At 34.2% G+C, this 19072-nt stretch carries 16 protein-coding genes; 8 read left to right on the plus strand and 8 right to left on the minus strand.

Annotated elements, in window-relative coordinates; genetic code table 11:
- The 4 genes from ABF281_RS04010 to ABF281_RS04025 all read right to left on the minus strand — a co-directional run.
- Positions 1–642 (minus strand): class II glutamine amidotransferase (locus ABF281_RS04010; RefSeq protein WP_347180406.1); only part of this gene is annotated, 642 nt, incomplete at its 3' end.
- Positions 643–645: 3 nt separating this feature from the next.
- Positions 646–2637 carry a DUF4954 family protein gene (locus ABF281_RS04015; RefSeq protein WP_347180407.1) on the minus strand — a complete coding sequence of 664 codons (1992 nt, stop codon included), beginning with the start codon at positions 2635–2637 and terminating at the stop codon, positions 646–648.
- Positions 2638–2726: 89 nt separating this feature from the next.
- Positions 2727–3191, minus strand: coding sequence for a tRNA (cytidine(34)-2'-O)-methyltransferase (locus ABF281_RS04020; RefSeq protein WP_347180408.1), 465 nt, complete (start codon positions 3189–3191; stop codon positions 2727–2729).
- 14 nt (positions 3192–3205) lie between these two features.
- Entirely contained in the window at positions 3206–4246 is a 1041-nt protein-coding gene (locus tag ABF281_RS04025; protein ID WP_347180409.1) for an acyltransferase, read from the minus strand.
- 204 nt (positions 4247–4450) lie between these two features.
- Here ABF281_RS04025 and gndA point away from each other — a divergent pair, with 204 nt between their 5' ends.
- The 5 genes from gndA to ABF281_RS04050 are packed head-to-tail and all read left to right on the plus strand — an operon-like array spanning position 4451 to position 10236.
- Positions 4451–6346: an NADP-dependent phosphogluconate dehydrogenase gene (gndA, locus tag ABF281_RS04030; protein ID WP_347180410.1), complete on the plus strand. Its 1896-nt coding sequence runs from the start codon at positions 4451–4453 to the stop codon at positions 6344–6346.
- Positions 6347–6356: 10 nt separating this feature from the next.
- The gene (locus tag ABF281_RS04035; protein ID WP_347180411.1) at positions 6357–7649 is read left to right on the plus strand and encodes an Nramp family divalent metal transporter; all 1293 of its coding nucleotides are present in this window, start codon (positions 6357–6359) and stop codon (positions 7647–7649) included.
- Between the two features lie 26 nt (positions 7650–7675).
- Positions 7676–8371: an FCD domain-containing protein gene (locus ABF281_RS04040; protein WP_347180412.1), complete on the plus strand. Its 696-nt coding sequence runs from the start codon at positions 7676–7678 to the stop codon at positions 8369–8371.
- Positions 8368–9135 (plus strand): 3-oxoacyl-ACP reductase FabG, encoded by a 768-nt coding sequence (gene fabG / locus ABF281_RS04045; protein ID WP_347180413.1) that lies wholly within the window; start codon positions 8368–8370, stop codon positions 9133–9135. Before ABF281_RS04040 ends, fabG begins: the two co-directional genes overlap by 4 nt.
- Positions 9136–9174: 39 nt before the next feature.
- On the plus strand, positions 9175–10236 hold the full coding sequence (locus ABF281_RS04050; RefSeq protein WP_347180414.1) for a polysaccharide lyase family 7 protein: 1062 nt from the start codon (positions 9175–9177) through the stop codon (positions 10234–10236).
- An 85-nt stretch (positions 10237–10321) separates the two neighbouring features.
- Here the strand turns inward: ABF281_RS04050 and secA are convergent, their stop codons facing one another.
- The 4 genes from secA to ABF281_RS04070 all read right to left on the minus strand — a co-directional run bounded on the left by secA (position 10322) and on the right by ABF281_RS04070 (position 15399).
- Positions 10322–13678: a preprotein translocase subunit SecA gene (gene secA, locus ABF281_RS04055; RefSeq protein ID WP_347180415.1), complete on the minus strand. Its 3357-nt coding sequence runs from the start codon at positions 13676–13678 to the stop codon at positions 10322–10324.
- 74 nt (positions 13679–13752) lie between these two features.
- The gene (locus tag ABF281_RS04060) at positions 13753–13974 is read right to left on the minus strand and encodes a DUF2795 domain-containing protein (RefSeq protein WP_347180416.1); all 222 of its coding nucleotides are present in this window, start codon (positions 13972–13974) and stop codon (positions 13753–13755) included.
- A 76-nt stretch (positions 13975–14050) separates the two neighbouring features.
- Positions 14051–14626, minus strand: a complete 576-nt coding sequence (locus ABF281_RS04065) for a cob(I)yrinic acid a,c-diamide adenosyltransferase (protein ID WP_347180417.1) — start codon at positions 14624–14626, stop codon at positions 14051–14053.
- A 2-nt stretch (positions 14627–14628) separates the two neighbouring features.
- Positions 14629–15399: a class I SAM-dependent methyltransferase gene (locus ABF281_RS04070; protein WP_347180418.1), complete on the minus strand. Its 771-nt coding sequence runs from the start codon at positions 15397–15399 to the stop codon at positions 14629–14631.
- Between the two features lie 98 nt (positions 15400–15497).
- Here ABF281_RS04070 and ABF281_RS04075 point away from each other — a divergent pair, with 98 nt between their 5' ends.
- Genes ABF281_RS04075 through ABF281_RS04085 form a run of 3 tightly spaced genes read left to right on the plus strand, consistent with a single transcriptional unit; the run spans position 15498 to position 19058 of the window.
- Complete coding sequence (locus ABF281_RS04075) at positions 15498–16277, plus strand: polysaccharide biosynthesis/export family protein (protein WP_347180419.1); 780 nt, start codon at positions 15498–15500, stop codon at positions 16275–16277.
- Between the two features lie 11 nt (positions 16278–16288).
- A complete protein-coding gene (locus tag ABF281_RS04080; RefSeq protein WP_347180420.1) occupies positions 16289–18760 on the plus strand; it encodes a polysaccharide biosynthesis tyrosine autokinase in 2472 nt (823 codons plus the stop codon).
- A gap of 7 nt (positions 18761–18767) precedes the next feature.
- Entirely contained in the window at positions 18768–19058 is a 291-nt protein-coding gene (locus ABF281_RS04085; protein WP_347180421.1) for a septum formation initiator family protein, read from the plus strand.
- Positions 19059–19072: the final 14 nt, after the last annotated feature.

Consider the following 19072-nt stretch of genomic DNA (forward strand, 5'->3'; position numbering starts at 1 on the left):
CTCATGGTCATTTAGGTACACAAGAGATTGAGTATGTTCTATAATTGGAATCGCATCAGAGGCCACATAAAACGCATCATTGCTATCTGTCAAACCAATAGCCAATGGACTTCCCTTACGAGTCACAACCATTTTATGGGGTTCTTTTTTATCAAGAATAGCCAACGCATAGGCGCCATTTACTTGTTGTAAAGCTTTACTCACTGCAGCCTCAATATTCAATTGATACTTGTCTTGTATGAATTGAATATAATTCACCAAAACCTCAGTATCTGTTTGACCATGAAAAACAAAACCTGCATCAATCAATTCGCTTTTTAAAAACTTATAATTTTCTATGATTCCATTGTGAACCAAAACAATTTCTTGATTGTTAGAAGGATGAGGATGTGCATTTTCTTGTGTAGGTTCTCCATGGGTAGCCCATCGGGTATGAGCGATTCCAATGGTTTTTCCTGCTACATGTTCATCAATACTTTGTTCTAAATTTGATACTTTTCCTGGTTGCTTGTACACCAGTATATCTTTGTCCAAAACCGCAATCCCTGCGCTGTCGTATCCTCTATATTCTAACTTTTTTAACCCCTCAACTAAAATAGATGAGGCTTGTCTATTTCCTATGTATCCTACAATTCCACACATATACTATTCTTTAATTTCTTGAATCTGGGCCAAAACCTTAAGACCAAGTTTTTCTTTTCTTTCCATATGACTTGATATTTCAAGTACACTAGAATTGCTTTCAAATGCACCACGAACCATTTTAAAGTCTGCTATTTTTTCTTTCTCCTCTCCATCAGCTCCAAAACCTACTGAAGATTCCAGGTTGAATTCTTTACTGGCATCTTTGTATAACATTTTATCTAAATCAATCACTGAAGTTTTCCAATGCTTTATGATTTTAATGACATCATCTTTGGTGATCTCGTCAATTTTTAAATGATAAAAGCGCTCTATTTTTTCTACCGCCCAATTCCATTCATATTCATAGTAATTGTTATTGATCTCATTCAGTTGAGCAATAACACCTTCAATATTTTTTACGGTTAACTTTTCTAATTTTTCAATTAGTAAATTTAGAGAGGAAACAGGGCATAACAAACCACTAACATCTATCCACTTGCCTTGTCCAAGAGTAGATGTGGGCTGTAACACTGACCTTAATTCTCGAAGGGTCTTAATATTTTTATTTTCTATCCTACTAATGATAGAATTTCCTAAAAACTTATTGATGACTATATTGTACATTTTAATTCCATTGTGCAAACTAGATTTTCTAATCACCATATCTTTGTAATTGTACTCATCCAATTGCCCTCCAGAAATTTCTAAAATGTCATTTAAGTGCTTTAGGCCTTGGAAAACTTTATGAATTGTGTAAGGACTCAACAAGTTAAAGTTAATGATGTCCATCCTATTGTGTTCAGCCCTATGATCTCTCTTAGGCCATTTTTGAGCATCTCTAACCGTACCGACACTTTTTAAGTTTGCTCCTGGTACTAAAAACGTACTGTTTTTGTTTTCAATCAAATAAGAAAATGGGAAGTCCGAAGAATCTACATGGTGATAATGCCTACCCATAACCAAAGTAAAAGGGCCTATTTTTGAGGGCCATAATACGTAAGAATCACTTGTGGTTTTGGCACCACGCTCCATAATCCCTTGATGTATAGGTCCCAATTTGTACATATGATTACTTTGATTGGACCCACTACCCGCATTCATAAAAGAAAACAGACCTGCTATCAACAGTGTAGATTTGTGATGGGTAACCGTAAAGGGTCCTGCAAAAATAGAACTCGCCTCTCCATTGAACCCTTGGCAATTGGCAAAAAATATAGAATGTGATATGGAATAGTGCTTGTCAATCACACAACCTTGACCAATAAAACAATCTGACAAAACTGAAGCATTGTCAACTTTAGTATCACTAGACACAATAAAATTATTAGCCATCACTCCAGAGCCTATGTAAACACTGGATGTCTTTGTAGAATTTATACTTCCATTGATAAGTTTCGAAGCAGAATTTATAAAAGCTCCATCTCCAATACAAACTCCCTTTATCGTTTGCGCATTAAGAATGGTAACATCATCACCAATGGTACCGACTGTAGAAGTAACCTCTTCTGTATAGGTCACAATCATTCTTTTTAACTCATCAACAAGTATGGTTTTGTGTCTATATAACGCGAGTAGATAGGCTACTTGAGCACTCAATTGGTTAAAAATAGGAATAACTCTACCCCCGCCTTCGTTGATCACATCAACATGAACTCCATTACCAAAACTACAGGCACCATCTACAGCAATAATATCAACATTATCTATAAGCACATGACTTCCAATCCTATAGTTGGCAATGTAACTCTTTACATTATTGATGAAAGGATGATCACCAACGACACAATTATGAAGATGTACATTTTTTATGGTATTTTTTTTTATGATTCCCCCATAAAAAACCCTATCACCTTCAATATCTCCTATTTGGTTCGTACCAGAAAAAGTAACATTTATGATTTTAGATAAATCCGTAGTTGGTTTTAGATACAATTGACTCCAATCCTCTGATTGACATCCTTGCTGAATCAGCTGATCAATTTCCTTTTCTGTAACGTTATGATTATTATCCAAAAGCTTATAATTGTAGATTTATCAAAGATAAAAAATTAACACTGATTATTGAGAATTAAAAATAAGGATGTGAATATAAAAACAATCCATCAACTCAATTGTCTTAGCCCCTCGCCCAACACCATCGCTACGGCATTACCTAAGTTGAAACTTCTAATGGGTCCAGGAAAAGGAATATTTCTTAATTGATCACTGTATTTTTCTTTTATATCGGTAGACAAACCTTCTGCTTCTTTTCCAAAGCACAACCAATCTCCAGTTTTAAATTTGGTTTGATAAATGGAAGAAGAGGCGTTCGCAGAAAATAAAAACATTCTACTTTTATCTTTAATGTGTGACATTAAATCTTCTATGGTTTCATGGATAATCACTTCTAAATCTTTCCAATAATCTAAACCCGCTCTTTTCAAACGACGGTCAGAAATCTCAAACCCCAAGGGTTTAACCAAATGAAGTTTTGCATGGCACCCAACACATAATCTTCCGATGTTTCCTGTGTTGTTTGGAATTTGGGGATGTATCAACACTACGTTAAGCCTCACTTCATCTTTCATACGCCAAATTAAAATTAAGACCCAACAATATACCTACTCCTATGCTTAAAGAGATACACCATAAACTTGACAAGAAGCAAAGAAACGACAATCACAATCACACTAGAAAAAACAAAAATTAAAAAATTATGAGTTTGTATAAAAGATGGAGTTAAAAATTTATTTAGCGCAATACCGTAAGCATAAAGCACATAGCCATGTATAAAAAACATACCAAAACTATATTTTGCGACATGAGTTAAAAAAGATATCCTTGAAGATTCTAATGTATGTAGAAAAATGAACAAGAAAAAGGATAAGCAGATTTTCTGCAAAATCATAAGATCTAAACCTTCAAATTCAAAAGGCAATTTAAATGAATTCCCATTCTTATTAAAAAAAATCTGAGCACAAGAAACAACCCCAAACAAAGCGAACAACATGAATTTTCTGTTATTTAGTTTATCGTAAAGATCCTCTCTATTCATGGAACACAATATACCTATTAGATATACTGGAGTATAATAGAAAAGCGCTTGAATACTCTTAAAAACATATAAAGAATTGGGTCTATGAATGAAAACTGAAACCATCAAAAAAATCAAAACTACCGCAATTTGTTGTTTGAGCTTTAAGGCATTTATAAACAAGACATGCAATGGAGAGGTTAAAAACAAAAGCATAATGAAAGGAACATACCAATAAGCTACAATATGACTTCCTGTTGTATAATAGAAAAGAATGGTTTTTACATAAGCAAAAAAATCAGAGGAACCTTCCCCATACATTCTGTAGCAAGAAAACAAAATAGCAGCCAAAGACATGATCAAATAAGGAAATAAAACATATTTCACTTTGTTGACAAAAAATACTTTAAAATTATGTTTTTTATAAAATACATGATGAAATAAAAAACCTGAAATAAAAACAAAAGGAGTTGAACTTCCTACAATTGTATTGTACAAAAAAAGAGGTAGAAAAGAACTGTTATCATAATCTACCAGATAAAAAACATGGCTAGAAATGACAAAAATTATCGCTATTGCTCTAAAATAGTTTATGGAATGTAAATACATAAAACAGCTTAAAAATAATTATGAAAGTTAATTTTTATTCTTCAATATCATAAGGAATTGACCACAAATTTTATTTTTAACGTTCTCAGCCATCAACTAGGCAGTTATCCCTAAATTATTTAGAAGAAAGACTTGCCTTTAAAAGATAATAAACACTATATTTGGGTAACCAAACTAAGAAACCAATTTGGTTACCCAAAAAAAATGAATACAAAAATATACTTCATCATTGGTGTTTCAGGAGTAGGAAAAAGCACGATTGGTAAGCATTTATCAAAAAAATTAAAACTTCCTTTTTTTGATGGTGATGACTTCCATTCAAAAAAAAACATTCAAAAAATGTCTGACGGACTGCCTTTGAATGATGAGGATAGGTTAGAATGGCTGCAAAGCTTAAATGAACTTGCCAAAAAAAACTCCAAAGAGGAAAGCTGTATTATTGTTTGCTCTGCGCTTAAAAACAAGTACCGACAGATGTTGAGCAAAAACATAGAGAACCAAGTAAAATGGATTTTTCTAAAAGGAAATTACAAACAAATAAAAGAACGAATGGATCAAAGAGAAAACCATTTTATGGATTCTCAATTATTAAAATCTCAATTTGATATTTTAGAAATCCCAAAAAATGCGATTCATATTGATGTTCATTTGACACCAGCTGAAATTGTAAATACTCTAGAAAAAGAACTGCTATTAAAATCAGAATTTGGCGTTTTTGGCTTAGGAGTTATGGGGAAAAGTTTGAGTAGAAATCTAGCATCAAATGGTATAAAACTATCTCTGTACAATCGGCATATTGAAAATGAAGAAGAAAATATAGCTTCAACTTTTAAAAACATGCATGAAGAACTTAGTTCTGCTATGGCTTTTGATGATGTCTCCCTATTTGTAAACTCTTTACAAAAACCAAAAGCAATCATGCTCATGGTTAATGCTGGAAAGACTATCGATGCTGTTATAGAATCTTTATTGCCCTTTTTGTCTAAAGGAGATGTATTGATTGACGGTGGAAATTCAAATTATAAAAAAACCAATGCGCGAATGCAATACCTAAACCAAAAAGGGATTGCCTTTATTGGAGCAGGAATTTCTGGAGGAGAAGAAGGCGCCTTAAAAGGACCTGCAATCATGCCAGGAGGAAACAGAGAAGCCTATGAAATGGTTCTACCTTTTTTGGAAATCATTGCTGCAAAAGACAAAAACAAACTCCCTTGTTGTACCTACATGGGTAAGGATGGTAGTGGTCATTTTGTGAAAATGATTCACAACGGTATTGAATACGTAGAAATGCAATTGTTAGCAGAGATCTATGTACTCTTCAAATCTTTAGGCAAAAATCCTGATGAAATTGCTGAAATTTTTGAAAGTTGGAAAGAAACAACAAACAGTTATTTATTAGAAATCACAATAGACATCCTCAGAAAAAAAGAAGGAGAAGATTGGTTACTTGACAAAATAATGGATAAGGCTGGAAATAAAGGCACCGGGAACTGGGCCACTATAACGACCGCAGAATTAGGAGTACCCAGCACAATGATTGCTTCTGCTTTGTTCGCACGTTATACTTCATTTTACAAAGAAGAAAGATGTCTGGCTAGTAAAAACATAAGAAGTAACATCAACGAAAGTATAGCGTTAACTGTTGACGATTTATTGAGAGCATACCAATTTGGTCGAATCATAAACCATTGCCAAGGCTTTAAATTGATTCAAGAAGCTTCAACTCATTATGATTGGAATTTAAACCTAAGCGAACTTGCTAGAATATGGACCAATGGTTGTATTATTAAGTCTGACCTGATGAATGAATTGGTTACTATTTTCAAATCTACAAACCACTTGTTGTCTACTGAACACATTACAAATACACTTAAGGAATTGAAACCTGCTATCAAAAAGGTAGTTTCTGTCGGAATCATACACGAATTATCTTTACCGTGTTTGACTGAATCTATTAGTTTTTCTAACAGTTTCTCAACAGAAAATTCCTCAGCAAATCTCATTCAAGCGCAAAGAGATTATTTTGGAGCTCATACCTATCAAAGGACAGATGACAAATCTAACACATCTCATCATACAGATTGGTCATCAAAAAAGTAAAAAGAAAACTATGGAACTGACAAAATTAAAAACACCTTTAATCAAAAGAATTATAACTGCTATCCTTGCTTTCGGGCCCGGAATATTTGCAATAGGCTACACCATTGGTACAGGAAGCGTTACCTCAATGATTAAAGCAGGTAGCGCTTATGGTATGGAATTGACTTGGGTCCTTTTATTGAGTTGTCTATTCTCAGGGATCTTGATATTTGTTTATGGGAACTATACAATAATCACAGGTGAAACTGCTCTTTTTAGTTTTAAAAAATATATACGCGGAGGTAAAATACTTGCAATCCTAATCGTTCTAGGCATCTCATTTGGACAATGGGGGTCCCTTATGGGAATTTTAACAATTTCTTCCAATATGCTCTATGAAATCCTTGTTTTAAATTTTGAAGGGCTCAATGGCTATCAATACGAAACCGTTCTTGCCATAGCCATAGCAATCGTTGGCGTGTTTTATGCTTTAATGCTTGTAGGTAAATACTCATTTTTCGAAAAAATATTAGTCATTTTTGTTTCCTTTATGGGAGTATCTTTTATCCTTTCTTTATTTTTTATTCACCCACTACCCTTAGAAGTTTTAAACGGATTAATTCCAAAAATCCCAGAATCTCAAGACCCAAATGTATCTGGAAAAATGATGGTGGCCGCATTTGTAGGTACCACAATGGCAGCAGCTACATTTTTATCTAGACCCCTGTTTGTCAAAGGTAAAAATTGGGGGATTAAAGATCTTGGAAGACAAAGAAAAGATGCTATTTCAGCATCAATACTGGTATTTATTATTAGTGGTGCTATCATGGCTGTAGCTTGTGGTGCTCTTTACCACCAAGGAACACCCGTAAACAATGTCTTAGATATGGCAAAACCTTTAGAGCCAATCGCAGGAAACTTTGCCGTAACTGTTTTCCTTTTTGGAACGCTCAGTGCAGGTTTGTCTTCTATATTCCCATGTTTGCTAATTGCTCCGCTCCTAGTTGCAGACTATCAATCTGGTACATTAGATACAAACTCCAACCAATTTAGAATCATAACGGCAATAGCTTGTTTGGTCGCTTTAATAGGTCCAGCTTTTTTTGGTGGAAAGCCTATTTTAGTTCAAATTCTATCTCAAATATTTAATGTTTTTGTTTTGCCACTAGTCGTTTTATGTATTATTCTTCTCGTAAACAATAAAAAAGTAATGAAAGGCTACAAAACAAAACTTATGGTAAACATTGGCTTATTTGCAGCTTTATTTTTCTCTTGTCTAATCTCTTATGCTGGAGCCATGGGTGTTATAGAAAAATACTTATAGGAGCAAAGGACTAAAAAAAGTAAAAAATGAAAATAAGCCTCATAGACAACAACAAACAATTACAAGATGATGTAATCTGTAACATTAGAGATTTGGTTAATGTAAAAAACCTTGAACGTGGAGACAAATTGCCTTCAGAGAGAATCATGTCTGAAAAATTTGGAGTCAATAGAAATCACATAAGAGAGGCTATAAAGAAATTAGAATACTATGGCATCGTGAAATCGTTTGCTAAAAGTGGAACCCTCTTGGAGATAGGACGGATAGGTTTTAACGGAATGGTTAATGAAATCATTACTATTGATCAACCTTCCTTTGAAGAACTCGTCCAGACAAGAATAACGTTAGAACTCAAAATAGTTGGTTTGGCTGCTGAAAAAAGGACCCACGAAGATTTGACAAACATCCAAAACTGCTTGAACGATTTTAAATGTAAAATCACAAACGGTGAGGAGTATTTGGAAGAAGATTTATTGTTTCACCTTGCCATAGCAAAAGCAAGTAAAAACAGTACGATGCTAACTTTAATGCTACAGATAACTCCTCCCATTTTGGCTACCTATGAAAAAGAAATTGTTTGTGAGGGTGACAGTATCGCAGCAGAAATAGAAAAACATGAAAATATTTTCAAAGCGATCGAAACACAAGACATAGCCTTAGCCGAAAAAATGATGAAAAAACATTTCCATAAATTATCAAATTTTACAAAACATCAAATATGAAAAACAATAAATTAAGCGAAAAAAATGTACTTATAACAGCAGGTGCTCAAGGAATTGGTGAATCTATCACCAAACATTTTATAGATAGCGGAGCCCACGTTGCCATTCATTATTTCTCAAGCTCAGAAACCGCTAAAGAATTAGAAAAATATGCAACTAGCAAAGGTCAGAAAGCAATCATCATAAAAGGAGACTTGACCCAGGAGGAAGAGGCCAATAACGTTGTTCAAAGAACGGTTGAAGCTTTAGGTAGTTTAGATATATTGATCAACAATGCAGGCGCTTTGGTTGACCGAAAATTATTGTCTGAAATGAAAACAGATTTCTGGCACAAAGTGATGGATATCAATATGACCTCTATGATGTTCGTTACAAGAGCAGCAACTCCTCATTTGTCTAAAAATAGTTCAAGTAGTATTGTCAATCTTGCTTCTTTAGCTGGTCGTAAAGGCGGGCACCCTGGTTCTTTGGTATATTCCACCAGCAAAGGAGCTATTCTAACTTTTACACGTGCACTATCCGCAGAATTAGGGCCACAGGGAATTAGAGTCAATGCTGTTGCTCCTGGTCTTATTCTTGGTACTTCTTTTCACAACACACATACCACAAAAGAATCTGCTGATGCAACTATAGCTGGAATTCCCATACAAAAAGCTGGAGCAGCAGCAGATGTTGCCCGTGCAGTGCTATATTTAGCCTCTGAATATGATGGATTTATTACCGGAGCTACTCTAGATATCAATGGCGGTGTATACAACATGTAAACACTACACAAACAAATAACATCTAAAAAAAATTGAATCATGAGATTAAAAAAAACATTTGTATTGATCTTACTCACTTCAGTGTTGAGTAATTGTAAAAACACTAAAAATAAAGAACAAGACAAGACAACTTACCCCAGTCAACTTATTCCTTTTTTAACAAATTGGAATTTGATTTTAGGAGATGGATCAAACGTTGGACATCCGAATCACTTTGAAAACAATGATTATTTTTATACTTCGAAAGATGAAGAAAATAACTGGGTAGTCTTTAAAGCACCAAATGGTGGAGATACTCATGGAACATCCAACAACACAAGAACTGAACTAGCGCAAACTAAAAAATGGTTTGCAAAATCATCAGAAGCATCTCTCTCTGCTAAAGTAAAAGTTATGAAGGTTTCTTCTACAGGTGATAAAACAGTTGCAGCATCTCATTCCGTTGTTGTTGGACAAATACACAGTGCTGATAAACATGAAAATGAACCTCTTAAAATATTTTACAAAAAATTCCCTGGACACACTAAAGGATCTGTCTTTTGGCATTATGAAATCAATACTGAGGGAAATGATAATTCTTTACGCTGGGATTTTTCAACTGCAGTTTGGGGAAATGATTTTTCTGTAGTTGGTCCTGAAAAAAACATGACCCCAGAAGAACCAATAGAAGGAATCAAATTGGGAGAGGAATTTAGCTATCATATCTATGTAAAAGATGGAGTGATGACACTCAACTTTACAAGTGATGGACATGAAACCAAAACATTTACCAAAAATTTAATTGTATCTGAATACACAACTAAAAATAATATTCCCGAACAAACACAACGTATGTTTTTCCCAATAGGTCAAGATGGAGTAGAAAGAGAAAATGCATATTTAGAAGAAGGATTGTTTTTTAAATTAGGAGCTTACAACCAAACGAATGGAAAATCACCTAAAGTAAACAAACACTGGTGTTCTGGTGCTGAAACACATGGTGGCGATGTTCAGAAACAATACAAAGATGGAAACTACGCTGAAGTATGGTTTAGAGATGTCGAAATTATGACCAGTGAAGATGCAGTTTCAAATCAAGGGTATTTTACCAAAAATGATTAAAGTTTACTTCAATCACCGAAACTTTTCATGAAAAAAAACCTGAAGTAATTACGCTTCAGGTTTTTTTTGATTCTAAGTGAATTCTTTAGGCTAGACCTGTAAGTACCCATTTACCAGATTCTAACAAAGGAATGGCTTGCTTGAATTTAACTTCTTTTTTATCTCCAGTTTGTACGTTCTGAATGATCACTCTATCATTTCTACCAATCTTAGGTTGTTCTCTAGTCTTTGGTTCTGGCTTAGACTGCTCTGCTGCCATAGAATTATTCATCGCTTTTCTGTTGGCTGCTTCAGAGGAGTTTAACACTTCTTGCTTAGACACTTGAATGTTTTGTTGAGCACTATTGGCTTTAGCTTCAGAAATTTGTTGATTGCTATCAGGTAACTCGCCTTTGAACAAAAATGACAATACCTCCTTATTTACTTTTTCAAGCATTTTTTTGAACAATTCATAGGCTTCAAACTTGTAAATTAGCAATGGATCTTTTTGCTCATAAGATGCATTTTGTACTGATTGCTTTAAATCATCCATATTGCGCAAGTGATTTTTCCACTCCTCGTCAATAATCGCTAAAGTAATATTTTTCTCAAAATCAGAAATTAATTCTGCTCCTTCAGTCTCGTATGATTTTTTCAAATCTGTCACAACTTTCAAGGATTTTACACCATCACTAAAAGGAACCACAATGCGTTCATATTTATCCCCTTCATTTTCATACACATTTTTGATGATTGGAAAAGCTGAATTGGCATTTCTAAGCATCTTATCAGTATAGTGTTGCATAACAATATCATACAGTTTATCTGATAACTCTTGTGGCTGAGTATTGGTAAATTCTTCTTCTGTGAATGGTGAATTCATCGAAGTATTTAAAATCAATTGAAAATCAAAATTCTTATAGTCATTGGTAACTTTATGGTCATCTACCATTGCAGCACAAGCATCGTAAATCATATTCGCGATATCTACTTGAAGACGCTTTCCATCCAAAGCATGACGCCTACGCTTGTAAACAACCTCACGCTGGGAATTCATGATGTCATCATATTCCAACAAACGCTTACGGATACCAAAGTTATTTTCTTCTACTTTTTTCTGAGCCCTTTCAATGGACTTGGTAATCATAGAATGCTGAATGACTTCTCCTTCTTCTAGCCCCATTCTATCCATCATTTTGGCTATTCTATCTGAACCAAACAAGCGCATTAAATTGTCTTCTAACGACACATAAAATTGAGAAGAACCAACATCTCCTTGACGACCTGCACGACCACGCAACTGTCGGTCCACTCGTCTAGAATCATGTCGCTCAGTACCAATAATGGCCAAACCTCCAGCAGCTTTTACTTCATCAGACAATTTGATATCTGTACCACGACCGGCCATGTTGGTTGCAATCGTTACAATTCCTGGCTTTCCTGCCTCTGCAACGACGTCTGCTTCTTTCTTGTGTAATTTTGCGTTCAATACATTATGCTTGATCTTTCTAATTGACAACATCCTTCCCAATAGCTCCGAAATTTCAACTGAGGTTGTCCCAACCAAAACAGGTCTACCAGCATCTACCAATTTGACTACATCTTCAATAACTGCATTGTATTTTTCACGCTGTGTCTTATAGATTAAATCTTCTTTATCTTGCCTAGCTATAGGTCTATTGGTCGGAATTTCAACAACATCCAACTCATAAATTTGCCAGAATTCTCCTGCCTCTGTGATTGCAGTTCCCGTCATACCTGACAACTTACGATACATTCTAAAGTAATTTTGTAACGTAACGGTTGCGTAGGTTTGAGAGGCCGCCTCAATTTTAACCTCCTCTTTGGCTTCAATAGCTTGATGTAATCCGTCGGAATAACGGCGACCTTCCATGATACGCCCCGTTTGCTCATCAACAATTTTCACCTTGTTGTCCATAACGACATACTCCGTATCTTTTTCGAACAAAGTGTAAGCCTTCAGAAGTTGGTTTAAGGTATGTATTCTTTCACTCTTTATACTAAAATCTCTGTATAACTCTTCTTTTTGTGCAGCTTTTTCCTCATCAGAAATTTCTTGCTTTTCTAGTTCTCCAATCCTAACTCCAATATCTGGCAACACAAAAAAGTTACCTCCGTCACTTCCTGATAAAGTAGCTATTCCTTTTTCAGTCAGCTCAATAGAATTGTTTTTTTCTTCGATCACAAAATACAATTCCTTATCTACAACAGGCATTTCTTTATTGTTGTCTGCCATGTATTGATTTTCCGTCTTTTGCAATAACTGCTTAATCCCTTCTTGTGATAAAAATTTAATTAAGGCTTTATTTTTAGGTAAACCTCTGTATACCCTCAGCAACTGAAAGGCACCTTCTTTGGTTTCTCCTTCTTTGATCAATTTTTTGGCATTTGCCAAAACGCCTACCAAATATTTATTTTGTAATGCTACAATATCTGCAACCTTGGGTTTTAACTCATTGAATTCATGTCTATCTCCATCTTGAACTTGTCCAGACACTATCAAAGGGGTTCGAGCATCATCAATCAAAACCGAATCTACTTCATCCACAATCGCATAGTTTGGTTTGCGTTGTACCAAATCTTCAAGGGTACTTGACATATTATCACGCAAATAATCAAATCCAAATTCATTGTTAGTTCCGTAGGTAATATCAGCATTATATGCTGCTCTCCTTTCTGGTGAGTTAGACCTGTGGTGATCAATACAATCTATGGTTAATCCATGAAATTGAAATAAAGGTGCCATCCAAGCACTATCACGTTTTGCCAAATAATCATTGACCGTCACCACATGAACTCCTTTTCCAGACAAAGCATTCAAGTATATCGGTAAAGTTGCCACTAAAGTTTTCCCCTCTCCAGTCATCATTTCAGCGATTTTACCCTGATGTAAAACAGATCCACCAATCAACTGAACATCATAATGAATCATATTCCAGATGACATCTGTACCAGAAGCATTCCATGTATGGTGCCAGATGGCTTTTTCCTCTCCTTCTAATGCAACGTATGCGTGACTCGCAGATAATTGTCTATCATACGCATTTGCAGTCACTTCTATTTGCTTGTTTTCCGTAAATCTCCTTGCTGTTTCTTTGATGACCGCAAAAGCCTCTGCTTGAATGGTATTCAACACTTTTTCAGATGCCGCATAGGCCTGATCTTGTAAAGCATCTATTTGATTGTAGACCGCTTCCTTTTCATCAATAGCGACTGTTTTAGCTTTTTCTTCTAGAATAGCAATTTCATCATCTATAGATTTTGTACCAGAAACAATTAAATCTTTAAATTCTTGAGTTTTAGCTCTCAACTCATCATTGGTCAGACTTTTTAAGGTATCCTCAAAAGCTTTCACCTCGCCAATAATTGGTTGTAATAATTTTAAATCCTTCTGTTGTTTATCACCAACAAATACTTTCAACACAGAGTCTAATATGCCCATCGTTTTATGTTTTATGTCTAAAAAAACAAAAAAGCCCCTAAATTGAGGCTTTTTTTATTTTTCATTTAAATACTTTAATATTCTTCCTCATTCCAAAGATAGTCTTCTTCGGTAGGATAATCAGGCCAAATCTCTACAATATCATCATAGATTTCAGTCTCATCTTCTAAACTTTGTAAATTTTCTACCACTTCCAATGGCGCTCCTGTTCTGATTGCATAATCGATCAATTCATCTTTCGAAGCTGGCCAAGGTGCGTCTGCTAAGTAATTAGCTAATTCTAAAGTCCAATACATTTTTTATAAATTATAATTATTGCAAAAATAATTTTTTAATTAAAAAAGTCAAGTTTTTTTTACGTTTTTAAAGAACTTATTCTGTTTGAGATGGAATCCACTTGATTTCATCTGCTCCTAGTTCTTTGGACAACATTCGTGCCAAGACAAATAAGTAATCTGACAACCTATTTAAATATTGAATGATGTACTTATTGATTCCTTCTTTTTCGTGTAACAAGACACAAGTTCGCTCTGCCCTTCTGCAAATGGTTCTTGCTATGTGACAATGTGACACTATTGAATTACCGCCAGGAATGATGAAATGAGTCATGGGCTCCAATTGCTGATCTAATAGGTCTATTTCTTTTTCTATGATCTCTATTCCTTTGAGTCCGAAAGGATCAATTTCCAGTCTTTTTTTTCCATTTTTCAAAGTCTCACTTTCTCGGGGAGTTGCTAAAAAAGCACCAACAGCAAATAACTCTTGTTGGATTTTGATTAAAAAAGTTTTGTGACTCTCGTCTATGTTATGGTATCTTAAAAGCCCTAAATAAGAATTCAATTCATCTACTGTACCATAAGCCTCAATTCTGGTATGGGATTTAGAAACTCTTTTTCCTCCAAACAATGAAGTCTCTCCTTCATCTCCTGTTTTTGTGTATATTTTCATCTTTAAAATCTTATTTTAAAATGTTCTTTATTTTGTTCTTTCCTAAAAAACACCAATCCCCATCGAAATAAATCAATCGTAACTTTAACTTCTGAATGACTTTTTATTGTTTCCCATGTCTCTTGCATGGCCTCAGACCAATTGATATCATCAAAAATAAAAACAGAATCGTTATGCTTCGCTTCTAAACACTGCTCAAAATAATCTAAGGTTGCTTCTTTTTGATGGTTGGCATCTACATAAACCAAGTCATATTTTTTTGTTGACGTCAATACCGGTAGAATATTTTTTATGTTTTCGTTATAAACAATAACTTGATCTTTAATTTGATAGTGCTCAAACTGTGATGTTGCCACTTTCGTAATTTCACTACATCCTTCTACAGTATCTATTTTAATTTTCTTATTGTCAATACACATTGCCATGGTTGCAAGTCCTATTGAAGTCCCTAACTCAAGAGCTTGATTGACCTCTAGATGGGAAACCAATCTATTTAACAACAACGCATATTTTTTAGATATACCAACTTTCCTGGCTAATGCTGAGACTTTTCTTTTGTTATTTTTAAAATACTTAGAACCTGCTCCAAAATCTGTAATCCTTATTTCTGTATGATTCTGCTTTATCCGTTTGAAGAAAATCTTCAATTTATCTTCTACGGAAGGTGATGATTTCTTGTAAATACAAGAGGTGACTAAACCATACACAAATGGAGAATGAACTCCATGCTGATTGGTTGATTTGGCCAAAAAACTAAGGTATTTACTTATCATTGGTAACATTAAAAACAAATGTAAAAGTAAAGTAAATTAAACTTAGAAAATAAATTTTATAATTTTATATTTGTTTGAATCGAAAATGTTTTGCTGATATGAAAAAACTTCTCCTCCTCTTCATCTCTATTTCTTTTTTAACTTCTTGTGTGAGCAACAAAAAAATTGTCTACTTACAAGGAGATACAGAGCATGAAGTATACAATTTACAGCATAAAATTTTCAAAACACAAGTGAATGACATTCTTTTGATCAAAATCAGCTCAAAAAACAAAGAATTAACAAATTTTTTCAATGCATTATCTCCGGATCAGTTAAACCCCAACAACAATATAAACACCAACCCATATTTATCTGGATACAGAATAAATGCGAAAGGTAACATAAGACTGCCATACCTCGGAGAAATGAATGTTTTAGGGTACAGCATCAACGAAATCAGGATTCTCATTGAAAAAGAACTTTCCAAATACATTCAAAATTCTGAAAGCTTTTATGTTGATGTCAAGAGTGCGGGAATTAAATACACTGTTATAGGAGAAATTACCAAACCTGGCACCAACTATTTGTTACAATACGAAGCAAATATTGTTGATGCGATAGCTAATTCTGGAGACATCACACAGTATGGTAACAGAACCAATGTAGAGGTCATAAGGCAAGAGACAGACGGATTGAAAAAATATGAAGTAGACTTAACAGACATAGATGTATTCAAAGCAAAAGCCTTTTTGCTTCAAAACAACGACATCATCAACATCAAACCCATCAAACAGAAACCAATTGGTTTAGGAACGACAGGTTTAAGTGTGTTTAACACCATCCTATCCACATTTACAGTAGCTGTAACAACCTACTTGTTTGTTAATTCACTATAAATCAAACACTAATGTCAGAAAAAAATACAAAAAACATCAGTAAAGATTTAGGAACAATTGACGTTAAAAGCTACTTACTCAAAGTGATTAGCTATTGGAAACTATTTACGCTAACTCTTATTTTATGTTTGGCTATAGCCAAATATAGAAACATGATGGAGGAAGATACCTACAAAATATCTAGCCTAATTGCAATAGACGAAAAATCAAATCCAATGCTTACCTCCAGCACAAATATCTCTTTTAATTGGGGTGGAGCAAGTAATATGGTTGAGTCTGTAAAAGCGGATTTCAAATCTAGGACCCACAATGAGAAAGTAGTATCAAGTTTACAATGCTACATCAATTATCTTGAAAAAGAAAAGATCTTATTTGAAACAAGATATAAAGATGTCTATGGATATACCCCTTTCAAGATCAAAGTAAAAAATACCGATTGCTACCAGATTCAAAATCATAAAATAAAACTGGTTTTCATAGATTCCAATAAGGTACAGGTTTCTTTGAGTCTACCAGAAGACAGTGGAGAAATTCAACTCTACAACTACAACAAGCAAGTGACCAAACCGTTTGTCCTTGACGGGGGCAAATACCTTAAAAACTTTGACGTTGATAAAAAAATTACAACTCCTTTTTGTGAATTTAACATCAATCTGCTTGAGAAACCAAAACCAAATACTGATTATTACATCAGCTTTGGTTCTTTCAATAAAATAGTCTCTCATTACCGTAATATAGATGTTAAAACTGCAGTGACAGGTACTTCTTTGCTTGACATCAATCTAAAAGGGACCAATAAAAAACGTTTGATTGATTACATTAACAAAACAATATATATCCTTGGAGAAACAGAAAGGAACAAAAAAATAAAATATGCGGTGCAAACCAAAAAATTTATAGACTCCCTTTTTGATGTCGAATCTAATGTATTGAAAGATCTGGAAGGTTCCCTGATTAGTTTTAAATCTCAAAATGCATTGAAACTATCAAACGAAGGAAAAGAAGCATACGAGCAAATCTTAAACTACAACCAACAGAAAAAAGAACTAGAAAACAACACAGAGTTATTGCTAAGGCTAAAAAACAATGCCCTTACGCAAGACATTGATATCAAAAACATTCCTTTAGGTGAAATTACAGATATAGGATTGCAAGCGAGTCTTACCGAATTGATTAACTTCTTATTGCTCAAAGAAAAGCTACTCGTCAATGACGTATACCCCACACATCCTGATTTTATCGATCTAGAAAGTAAAATAAAAATATCTAAGCAAAACATCAAAAGTAGAATTGATGCCTTAGTATCGTATAACAGCATCAAATCTCGTAACATAAAAGAGGATTTAAACAACATAAAAACATCTATCAAGGACCTACCTCTTAAAGAGTACAAATTGATTCAGCTTGAGAAGAGTTACTCCATTTCAGAAATCAATTACAATCATTTGAAACAAAAAAGCTATGATGCTGGTGCTGCAATTGCAGCAAACTCATCGAGTATCAATATAATTGATGGTGCAAAAGATATTGGCCAAGATCCGTTGGCAAGAAAATCATCCTTTAATTATATCATTGCCATTCTCCTATCGGTTATCCTTCCCTTGATATTGATTACGCTATTCGAGGCTTTAGATAATAGCATTTATACAGTGGAACAAATAGAACGGTTGTATCATATCCCTGTGGTTGGAGTCGTTGGAAAAAATAACAAAAATTCTAATTTGGTTTTATTAAATAACCCTAACTCACCTGTAGCAGAATCTTACAGAGCTTTAAGATCTAATATCCCATACTTGTTTCATAAAGGAGATCATCAGAACAACAACAAAACCATATTGTGTACTTCTACCATTAGTGGAGAAGGAAAGACCGTTACCTCCATGAACATCGCAAGTTCTTTTGCTTTGGTTGGCAAAAAAACTATTCTTTTAGGGTTCGATTTAAGAAAGCCTAAGATCCACAAAGACTTCAACATGGGAAACTCTAAAGGTTTGGTTGACTATATCATTGGTCAAGAGTCATTAGAAAATATAACCCAAGAAACTCCTATAAAAAACCTTGAACTTATCTTCACAGGGACCATCCCTCCAAACCCATCGGAATTGATTTCAAGTGATGCAACCAAAAAACTCTTTGAAATTCTAAAAGCGAAATATGATTATATAATTATAGACACCCCACCTGTTGGTTTGGTCTCTGATGCTCTAGACTTGATGAAATATGCAGATGCAAACCTTTATATCACAAGACAGGGTTACACAAAAAAAGGTATGCTGAAAATGATTGATCAAAAGTACACCAACAATGAAGTACACAATATTGCTTTTGTCATCAACGACTTTTCTCAAACCTCAAAATATGGTTATCGATATGGATATGGTTATGGTTATGGGTACGGTTATGGATACGGTTACAAACAAGAAGACAAAAGTAAAGACACCGTAAAAACGCGTGTTGTACAATATTTCAAACGTTCAAAATAAGCACCTAATGAAATGGAACCTAAAAAACAAAAAGACCTCAGGAACAATCCTTAGTGTTTTTATCATTTGGATGATTTTTTTTGACGCCAACTCCTACTTGCGACAGATGGAATACAATCAACAGATTGATAAGTTAGAGAACGCGATCGATTTTTACAATTCCGAAATCGAAAAGAACAGAAAAACAATACAGGAACACAGTATCCAAAAAAAAGTAAACAATTTTGCTAGAGAGGAATACCACTACAAAAAAGAAAATGAAGTGTTGTACTTGATTGAATATGACACCATAGAATAACCAAAAACGTTTTG

The organism is Wenyingzhuangia sp. (genome assembly GCF_039768515.1).
Taxonomy (GTDB): Bacteria; Bacteroidota; Bacteroidia; order Flavobacteriales; family Flavobacteriaceae; genus Wenyingzhuangia.